Annotated in this window: 9 protein-coding genes; 8 read left to right on the forward strand and 1 reads right to left on the reverse strand. The window is 67.4% G+C overall.

What is annotated here, in order from left to right; genetic code table 11:
* From D2V17_RS04595 to D2V17_RS04615, 5 genes are all read left to right on the forward strand, one after another.
* Positions 1-716, forward strand: a 716-nt coding sequence (locus D2V17_RS04595) for a phosphodiester glycosidase family protein (protein ID WP_119591948.1), incomplete at its 5' end; no start/stop codon positions are given.
* Positions 713-1,324, forward strand: a complete 612-nt coding sequence (locus tag D2V17_RS04600; protein ID WP_119591949.1) for an anthranilate synthase component II — start codon at positions 713-715, stop codon at positions 1,322-1,324. The genes D2V17_RS04595 and D2V17_RS04600, both read left to right, overlap by 4 nt.
* On the forward strand, positions 1,321-2,289 hold the full coding sequence (gene trpD, locus D2V17_RS04605) for an anthranilate phosphoribosyltransferase (RefSeq protein ID WP_119591950.1): 969 nt from the start codon (positions 1,321-1,323) through the stop codon (positions 2,287-2,289). Before D2V17_RS04600 ends, trpD begins: the two co-directional genes overlap by 4 nt.
* A 19-nt stretch (positions 2,290-2,308) precedes the next feature.
* Complete coding sequence (gene trpC / locus D2V17_RS04610) at positions 2,309-3,097, forward strand: indole-3-glycerol phosphate synthase TrpC (RefSeq protein ID WP_119591951.1); 789 nt, start codon at positions 2,309-2,311, stop codon at positions 3,095-3,097.
* Between the two features lie 4 nt (positions 3,098-3,101).
* Positions 3,102-3,473, forward strand: coding sequence for a tRNA-binding protein (locus tag D2V17_RS04615; RefSeq protein WP_119591952.1), 372 nt, complete (start codon positions 3,102-3,104; stop codon positions 3,471-3,473).
* A 187-nt stretch (positions 3,474-3,660) separates the two neighbouring features.
* Here D2V17_RS04615 and D2V17_RS04620 read toward each other — a convergent pair whose 3' ends face one another.
* Positions 3,661-5,712 (reverse strand): TonB-dependent receptor plug domain-containing protein, encoded by a 2,052-nt coding sequence (locus D2V17_RS04620; RefSeq protein WP_119591953.1) that lies wholly within the window; start codon positions 5,710-5,712, stop codon positions 3,661-3,663.
* Positions 5,713-5,884: 172 nt separating this feature from the next.
* Between D2V17_RS04620 and D2V17_RS04625 the strand changes: the two genes are divergently transcribed.
* From D2V17_RS04625 to moaC, 3 genes are all read left to right on the forward strand, one after another.
* On the forward strand, positions 5,885-6,364 hold the full coding sequence (locus D2V17_RS04625; RefSeq protein WP_119591954.1) for a homogentisate 1,2-dioxygenase: 480 nt from the start codon (positions 5,885-5,887) through the stop codon (positions 6,362-6,364).
* Positions 6,365-6,503: 139 nt separating this feature from the next.
* Positions 6,504-6,992 (forward strand): PilZ domain-containing protein, encoded by a 489-nt coding sequence (locus tag D2V17_RS04630; protein WP_191229077.1) that lies wholly within the window; start codon positions 6,504-6,506, stop codon positions 6,990-6,992.
* 218 nt (positions 6,993-7,210) lie between these two features.
* The gene (moaC, locus tag D2V17_RS04635; RefSeq protein ID WP_119591956.1) at positions 7,211-7,681 is read left to right on the forward strand and encodes a cyclic pyranopterin monophosphate synthase MoaC; all 471 of its coding nucleotides are present in this window, start codon (positions 7,211-7,213) and stop codon (positions 7,679-7,681) included.
* The last annotated feature ends 106 nt before the right edge of the window (positions 7,682-7,787 follow it).

A 7,787-nucleotide genomic window follows, 5' to 3' on the forward strand; every position in this document is an offset into this window, starting at 1 on the left:
AGCCGACCGCCTCGTCCTCGCCAGCCGCTTTCGATGCCTGCGAGGTCATCACCTTCGAGGAGCAGCGCTTCGCCGACTGCATCGCCGACCCTGCCGATCACACGATTGTAACCGCGCTCAGCCCGGCGGGCGGCGCACCGTTCCGCTCCTTCGCCGCCTATCGCAAGGCCAACCCTGAGACCGATGTCGCCTTCGCCATGAACGGCGGCATGTTCGACGATGCCGGCCAGCCGGTCGGCTATTTCGTCGAAGATGGCGAGCGGCTGAAAGCGCTCAGCCGCGCCGATGGTACGGGCAACTTTCACCTGAAGCCGAACGGGGTGTTCTTCGGCAGCGGCAGCAAGTGGCAGGTGCTCGACACCGAGAAATTCTACAGCACCGTGCGCGAGCGCCCCGCCTTCGGCACCCAGAGCGGGCCGATGCTGGTGATCGACGGCAAGATCCATCCCGAGATCACCGAGAACGGCCCCAGCCGCCTGCTGCGCAACGCGGTGGGCGTGGACGAACAGGGCCGCGCGCACTTCGTTATCTCGCAAGGCCCGATCAGCTTCGGCGTGATCGCGCGCCTGTTCCGCGACCGCCTCAAGACCCCCAACGCGCTGTTCCTCGACGGCACGGTGTCGAGCCTGTGGGACCCGGTGGCCGACCGCATGGACGGACGCGCTCCGCTCGGCCCCTTGATCGTGGTGAAAAACAAGCCAAGAGCACAACAATGAGCCAGCCCGACATCCTCGTCATCGACAATTACGACAGCTTCACCTTCAACCTCGTCCACTACGTGATGGAGCTGGGGGCGAAGGTTGAAGTGGTGCGCAACGATGCGCTTTCCGCTGCGGAGGCGCTGGCGACGGGGGCCAAGGGCATCCTGATCTCGCCCGGCCCCTGCACGCCCAACGAAGCGGGCATTTCGCTCGATCTGGTGGCGGCCTGCGCCGATGCGGCGCGCCCGCTGATGGGGGTGTGCCTCGGGCATCAGTCGATCGGGCAGTATTTCGGCGGCACGGTTACGCGCGGCGGGCTGATGCACGGCAAGACCAGCGCGGTGACGCATGATGGCACCGGCCTGTTCGCGGGCCTGCCCTCGCCCTACACCGCCACGCGCTATCACTCGCTGATCGTGGAGGATATTCCCGCTTGTCTGGCGGTCAACGCCACCAGCGAGACGCCGGGGCTGGATGGCACCGCCGTGATGGGCTTCCGCCATGTCGAGCTGCCGATCCACGGGGTGCAGTTCCACCCCGAAAGCATCGCCACCGAACACGGCCACGCGCTGCTGGCGAACTTCCTGCGCATCGCCGGGCTGGAGCCGAAAGCGCGCTCATGAGCCTGACCATGTCCGAAAGCCACGCGCTGTTCCTGCGCATGCTCGACGGCGCGATGAGCGACGAGGAGATCGGCGCGCTGCTGCTCGACATGACCGAGCGCGGCGAGACGACCGAGGAAATCGCCGGAGCCGCGCAGGCCATGCGCGACACCATGGTGACGGTGAAAGCGCCCGCCAACGCGATTGATGTCTGCGGCACGGGCGGCGACGGGCAGCATTCGCTCAACATCTCGACCGCCGTCGCCATCGTGGTGGGGGCTTGCGAAGTGCCGGTGGCCAAGCACGGCAACCGCGCGGCCAGTTCGAAGGCGGGCGCGGCCGATACGCTGGAGGCGCTCGGCCTCGATCTCGATGCTGCCGCCCGCGTCGCCGAGAAGACGCTCGACGAGATCGGCATCGCCTTCCTGTTCGCGCAGACCTATCACCCCGCACTGAGGCACCTGGCCGCGATCCGCAAGGCGCTGGGTCGGCGCACGATCTTCAACCTGATCGGCCCGATCGCCAACCCGGCCCGCGTGCAGCGCCAGCTGATCGGCATTGCCCGGCCCGACTATGTGCCGATCTACCGCGACGCAATGCAGTTGCTGGGGATGGACAAGGTGATGATCGTCTCGGGGCTGGAAGGGCTCGACGAGCTGTCCATCGCCGGGCCCAGCCGCGTGGCGACGCTCGGCATCGAGGGGATTGGCGAGGAAATCACGCCCGAGGATGCGGGGCTCCCACGCCATCCGCTGAAATCGCTTCAGGGTGGCGATCCTGCCTACAACGCGGCGGCGCTGGCCCGTCTGCTCGCTGGCGAGGAAGGCCCCTATCGCGATGCGGTGCTGCTCAATGCGGCGGCGGCGCTGATCGTGGCGGGCGAGGTGACGAGCCTGCGCGACGGTGTGGAAGAGGCCGCCGAAGCCATCGACAAGGGGCTGGCCAAGGCGCTGCTCGACTGCTGGATTGCCGCGAGCAAGGCCTGAACCCAAGCGGAGTGCGAAAGTGAACAAGCTGGACGAAATCTGCGCCACCAAGCGCGAGGAAGTGGCCGCCCGCAAGGCGCTGACCAGCCTCGCCGCGCTGGAAGCTGCCGCCGCACAGCAGTCCGCCCCGCGCGGGTTCGAGCAGGCGCTGCGCAGCAAGGCCGCGAGCGGCTTCGGCCTGATCGCCGAGGTCAAGAAGGCGAGCCCCTCCAAAGGCCTGATCCGCGAGGACTTCCAGCCCGCCATGCACGCCCGCGACTATACCGCAGGCGGCGCGGCCTGCCTTTCGGTGCTGACCGACGCGCCCTATTTTCAGGGCCACGAGGACTATCTCAAGGAGGCCCGCGCGGCCTGCGACCTGCCAGTGCTGCGCAAGGACTTCATGGTCGACCCGTGGCAGGTGACTGAAGCGCGCAGCATCGGGGCCGACGCGATTCTGATCATCGTGGCCGCGCTCGACGACGTGCTGATGGCCGAGATCGAACAGGCGGCGCTGGCGCAGGGCATGGACGTGCTGGTCGAGGTCCACGACGAGGCCGAGATGGAGCGGGCGGCCAGGCACCTCACGTCGCGCCTGATCGGGGTCAACAACCGCAACCTCAAAACCTTCACCACCGATCTCGCCACCACCGAACGGCTTGCCCCGCTGGCCCCCGAGGGCGCGCTGCTGGTCGGAGAAAGCGGTATCCGCGACCATGCCGACTGCCAGCGCCTCGCCGCCGCCGGGGTGCGCTGCTTCCTCGTCGGCGAAAGCCTGATGCGGCAGGGCGACGTGGTCGCCGCTACGCGGACCTTGCTCGAAGGATAACGCCATGCACCTGCTGCACGACGCCGAAGCGCCCATTGCCGAGCAGATCACCTTCGACCAGTTCCTCGCGGTCGATATCCGCGTGGGCACGATCATCGCCGCCGAACCCTTCGAGAAAGCGCGCAAACCCGCTTACCGGCTGACGCTCGACTTCGGCCCGGTCATCGGCGAGAAGAAGAGCTCGGCCCAGATCACCGCCCACTACACCTGCGAGGAACTGGTCGGGCGGCAGGTCGCCGCCGTGGTCAACTTCCCGCCGCGTCAGATCGGCCCGATGATGAGCGAAGTGCTGGTGCTCGGCTTTCCCGATGCCGCTGGCGAGGTGGTGCTGTTCGCGCCCGACCAGCAGGTCGCCAACGGGGTGCGGCTGTTCTAGAGTCTGATGACTTTACCCTGATCCACCTTGCTCCCCTCCCCTTGGGGAGGGGCTGGGGGCGGGGGCTCGACGCCGCCCCCCATCCCAACCCTTCCCCACAGGGGAAGGGCTTTGCGAGTCGACGGTATGTCATCCCCGTTCTAGCCGGACGGCGCGGACGAAACCCGTTCGCCCCCGCCCGCTTCGGTCAGAAATCGAACTTCGCGATCAGCGAGAACCGCCGCCCGGCTTCGGGGAAGCCATCGGTCAGCATGTAAAGCTCGTCGAACAGGTTGCGCACGGCCGCGCCGATGGTGACGCCGCCCGCGACCTCGTAGTCGACCCGCAGGTCGGCCAGAGCATAGCCGCCCGTCTGGTAGTAACGCGTGCCGGCGCTGTTCACGGTCCAGCGGTCAGAGGCCAGTTCGAGCGACGGCAACACGCTCAGCCGCGCGGCCGGCTGCCAGCTCGCCCAGGCGAAGGCGCGGTGTCCGGGCACCCCGGTCGGCTCGAAAGCGGGGATCGAGGGATCGGTGAAGTCGCGGTGGATATAGGTGTAGTTCGCCCCCAGTTGCAGCGTGGGGCTGACCACCGCCGAAGCCGACAGCTCTGCCCCGTAGGACGTGCCGCTGCCGACATTGCGGCTCTGGCTCACCCCCGTGCCGTTATAAATGAACGGGAAGGCGACAATCGCGTCGTCGATCCATGAGTGGAACAACGCCGCCTCCAGTTGCAAGCCGCCCACCTCCTGCGTCGCGCCCAGTTCCAGGGTGGTGGCGCGTTCCGCCTCAAGCGCGGGGTTCGAGGTCGCCCCGCCGAAGCGCGAGCTGAACCGCTCCGCCAGCGTCGGAAAGCGCGTGCGCGAGGATAGCGACAGATGCGCCGAAGTGGCGCTGCTCGCCTGCCAGTCGAGCCGCGCCTGCCCGTTCCATGCATCAGCATTGCGTAGCGGGTAGGACAGAGAGGTGCCGCCATCGCGCGAACTGTTGAGTACGAACTCATCCGCCTGAATGAGAGTGCGCCAGTCGTAGCTCACCCCCACGGTGAGCGAGACCGTGTCCGCCAAGGCCAGCTCGTCTTCCAGCGCGAGACTGAAGGTGTCTTCGAGGCTGCGCTGTTCGGGCTCGATGTACCCGGTGGGAAAGAGCTGCGAATACTCGATATGCTCGTCGCGCCGGTAGTGGAACGCAAGGCCCAGCCGGTTCGCCCCCTCCCGCCATTCAAGCCGCGCCGCGCCGCCATGTGACTGATCGGCATACCAGCTGTTGAACACGCGCCCCGCTGGCAGGGTCTGGCTGGTCTGCGTGGCATCGTCGAAACCCCGCAGCAGGTTATTGAAGCTGTTGAGATAGGCCTGCATCTTCAGCGTCAGGCCATCGCTCAGCTGCGTGGTCGAGAGGGCATAGAAGCTGTCGATATCCCACTCCGGCCAGGCCCAGGCGCGCGGGCCGGGGTCGGTGACATGGGGCGGCGCGTTCTTGCTGCCCTCCTGCCGGGTGTAGCTGAGCACATATTCGTCGGTTTCGTTGGGGGTGTAGCCGAGCTTGGCGTTCAGCCGCCAGTCCTCGGTCCGCGACAGCTCGCGCGCGCCGCCATCCTCCACCGCCGTGGGCGTGAAGCTGTCCGGCAGGTCCCAATGGTCGCGGAAGCTGCGCGCAAAGCTCGCCTGCGCATACCAGCGCTCCTGCCGGGTGCCGAGCGCGGCAAAGCCGGTATAGCCCGCATAGTCACCGTCACGGTCGAGATCGAGCGTGGCGCGGCCATGGGCCTCCAGCGCGCGCGTGGGGCGGCGCGTCACCAGATTGATCGCCCCGCCCATCGCGCCGGGCCCGTCGAGCACCGAGGCATAACCCTTGGCCACCTGTACCTCGGCGAGGTCGCCGCTGAGGAAGCGGCCATAGTCGAGCCGGTTGTCGTAGGGGAGATAGACGCGGATGCCATCGATCGAGATCGGCACCTGAAAGCGGTCGAACCCGCGCACGGTCACCAGCCGTTCGTTGCGCGCATCGCCGCTGGCCGAAACCGCGATACCCGGAACCAGCGTCAGTGCATCGTCAAGCGTGGTGCGGTTGAAGGCCTCGATGGCCGCCTGCCCCAGCGTCTCGCTGCCGGGCGCGACCGAATCGCGGGCGATAGTGGCGCGCACCACGATCCGGCCGAGATCGAAAGCGCTGCCCGCCGTTTCGTCGCGCTCCTCAGCCTTGGCGTAACACGGTGCGGCCAGAATTGAGCACGCGGAAGCAAGCAGCAGAAATCGCAACAGAGGTCTCCATCAATTGGGGCAGAGCGGCGGGAAAGGGGCTTCCCTCCGCAGCGACTCGCTATATACAGCCGTATATAGCTATTGGAAGAACTCTATGCGCCCGTCCCTGTTGTTGCCCGCCATCGCTGCCGTTTTGTCCGGTTGCGCCAGCCCCCACCCGGCCCCGGAAATGGCAGCGTCTGCGCCGCTTTCCTGTCCCGCTGCCGATGTCGCGCTGGGCCAGAGCTGGTCGGGCTGGAACGCCACGGTGCCGCTCATCTCGGCGCGCAACACTGCCGAGCTGACGACAAGCGGCTTCGCCCCCGGTCAGGCAATTGCGCTGAGCCTGCACCCCGACCCGGAGGTCGCCTATGCCAGCCTGCCGCAGGGCGAAGGCGAGGAAACGAGCTTCGGCGGCCTTGCCCGCTTCACGATCACCGAAGCGGGCATCTATGGCGTTGGCGCGGGCAGCCCGCTGTGGATCGACGTCAGCCGCGATGGCGTGCCCGCCGTGCCGGTGGCCTATGGCAGAGGCGTGCGCTGCACCCCGATCCGCAAGGTGGTCAGCTTCGAGCTGCAACCGGGCGACTATGTGCTTGAAATATCGGGTAGCGAGACATCGCAGGTCCAGCTGATGATCGGTGCCGGAGGGGTGCCACAACCCGACTGACGCATCGCCCTGAAAGCTCCTCCGCGGCCTCCATACGGGGTGGAAAATGCGTGCAAAAGCAGCGGACAGCGAAAGATTGAAGCGCGCGCCTTTACCACTTCTCAAGCAAAATGGCCGATGGCGGTCGCGGAGGTCCAAGATGTTGCCCAGAGTTGCCGCGCTGTCCCTGCCCGCGCCTTTCATTGATCGCAGGAATGCCAGTCGCCGGACCTTCACCCTCAGTTTCGACGCGGGGGAACGACCGGGCACGACAGCTGTCGCCATTCTCGATCTGTCGCAGACGGGCATGCGCATCCGCTCGTCTGCCAAGCTCGATATCGGCGAGCAACTCGATGTTGCGATCCCGGAAGCGGGGACGGTCTCGGCGATCATCGTCCGCAGTACACGGCTCGATTTCGAGAACGAATACGGCGCCGAGTTTCCCGAACCGATTTCGCAGGCCGCGATCAGCGCCGCGCTTCTTGCGGCTCCGGCGCTGCCCCGCCCCCATGCAGAGGACGCGGCTTTCCCCGAGCCCGACGTGCCGAAGCTGCGCCGCCGCACCCGTGTGGCGATTCTCGGCGGATTGACCGTGGCCTCGTGGGCGCTCGTCGGCGCGGTCGGCTACGCCATCGCGCGGCTGGTCTAGCCACCCGATCCCGGCACCCGAGTCCCTGCGGCATTGCCGGGGGCCCTGTCCTACAGCGCAACCCTGTGCCACCACGGCGGGATGACCGCCAACCTGCCTGTTCCGCATAGCAGCACGCTTCGCAGCCCCCTTGCGTCGGGTGAGAAAATTCTCTCCAGAACGGTGTCACACCTGTTCCACCTTACGCCCCGCGCAACACCGACGAAGGCCGCCACGCCATGAGCAAGCTCACCCACCTCGACGAAACCGGCGCCGCGCGCATGGTCGATGTCGGCCACAAGACGCCCAGCCAGCGCAGCGCCACCGCCGAGGGGCGGATCGCGATGCAGCCCGCCACCTTGCAGGCGGTGCGCGATGGCTCGGGCCCCAAGGGCGATGTGCTCGCCGCTGCGCGCATCGCGGGCATCATGGCGGCCAAGCGCACCGGCGAGCTGATCCCGCTGTGCCACCCGCTCGCGCTCGATACGGTGAGCGTGGACTTCGCCTTCGAGGACAGCGCCATCCGCGTCACCGCGCGCGCCGCGCTCACCGGCAAGACCGGAGTGGAGATGGAGGCCCTGACCGCCGCCTCGATGGCGCTGCTGACGATCTACGACATGGCCAAGGCGCTGGAGAAGGGCATGGTGATCGAACAGGTCCGCCTGCTCAGCAAGACCGGCGGCAAGAGCGGCGACTGGCACGCCGAATGAGCCTGCCCCCGCCCATCCCGCATGAGGAGGCGCAGGCGCGCCTGCTCGCCATGGCCGCTCCGCTCGGCAGCGAGCGTCTGCCGACAGGCGCGGCTGCGGGGCGCTA

This window comes from Aurantiacibacter xanthus (assembly GCF_003584015.1).
GTDB classification, from domain to species: Bacteria; Pseudomonadota; Alphaproteobacteria; order Sphingomonadales; family Sphingomonadaceae; genus Alteraurantiacibacter; species Alteraurantiacibacter xanthus.

Bases quoted from the DNA above. Each gene is read 5' to 3' on its own strand.
- moaC (WP_119591956.1), top strand. From the start codon at position 7,211: ATGAGCAAGCTCACCCACCTCGACGAAACCGGCGCCGCGCGCATGGTC.
- D2V17_RS04615 (WP_119591952.1), top strand. From the start codon at position 3,102: ATGCACCTGCTGCACGACGCCGAAGCGCCCATTGCCGAGCAGATCACC.
- trpD (WP_119591950.1), top strand. From the start codon at position 1,321: ATGAGCCTGACCATGTCCGAAAGCCACGCGCTGTTCCTGCGCATGCTC.
- D2V17_RS04600 (WP_119591949.1), top strand. From the start codon at position 713: ATGAGCCAGCCCGACATCCTCGTCATCGACAATTACGACAGCTTCACC.
- D2V17_RS04625 (WP_119591954.1), top strand. From the start codon at position 5,885: ATGGCAGCGTCTGCGCCGCTTTCCTGTCCCGCTGCCGATGTCGCGCTG.
- D2V17_RS04630 (WP_191229077.1), top strand. From the start codon at position 6,504: ATGTTGCCCAGAGTTGCCGCGCTGTCCCTGCCCGCGCCTTTCATTGAT.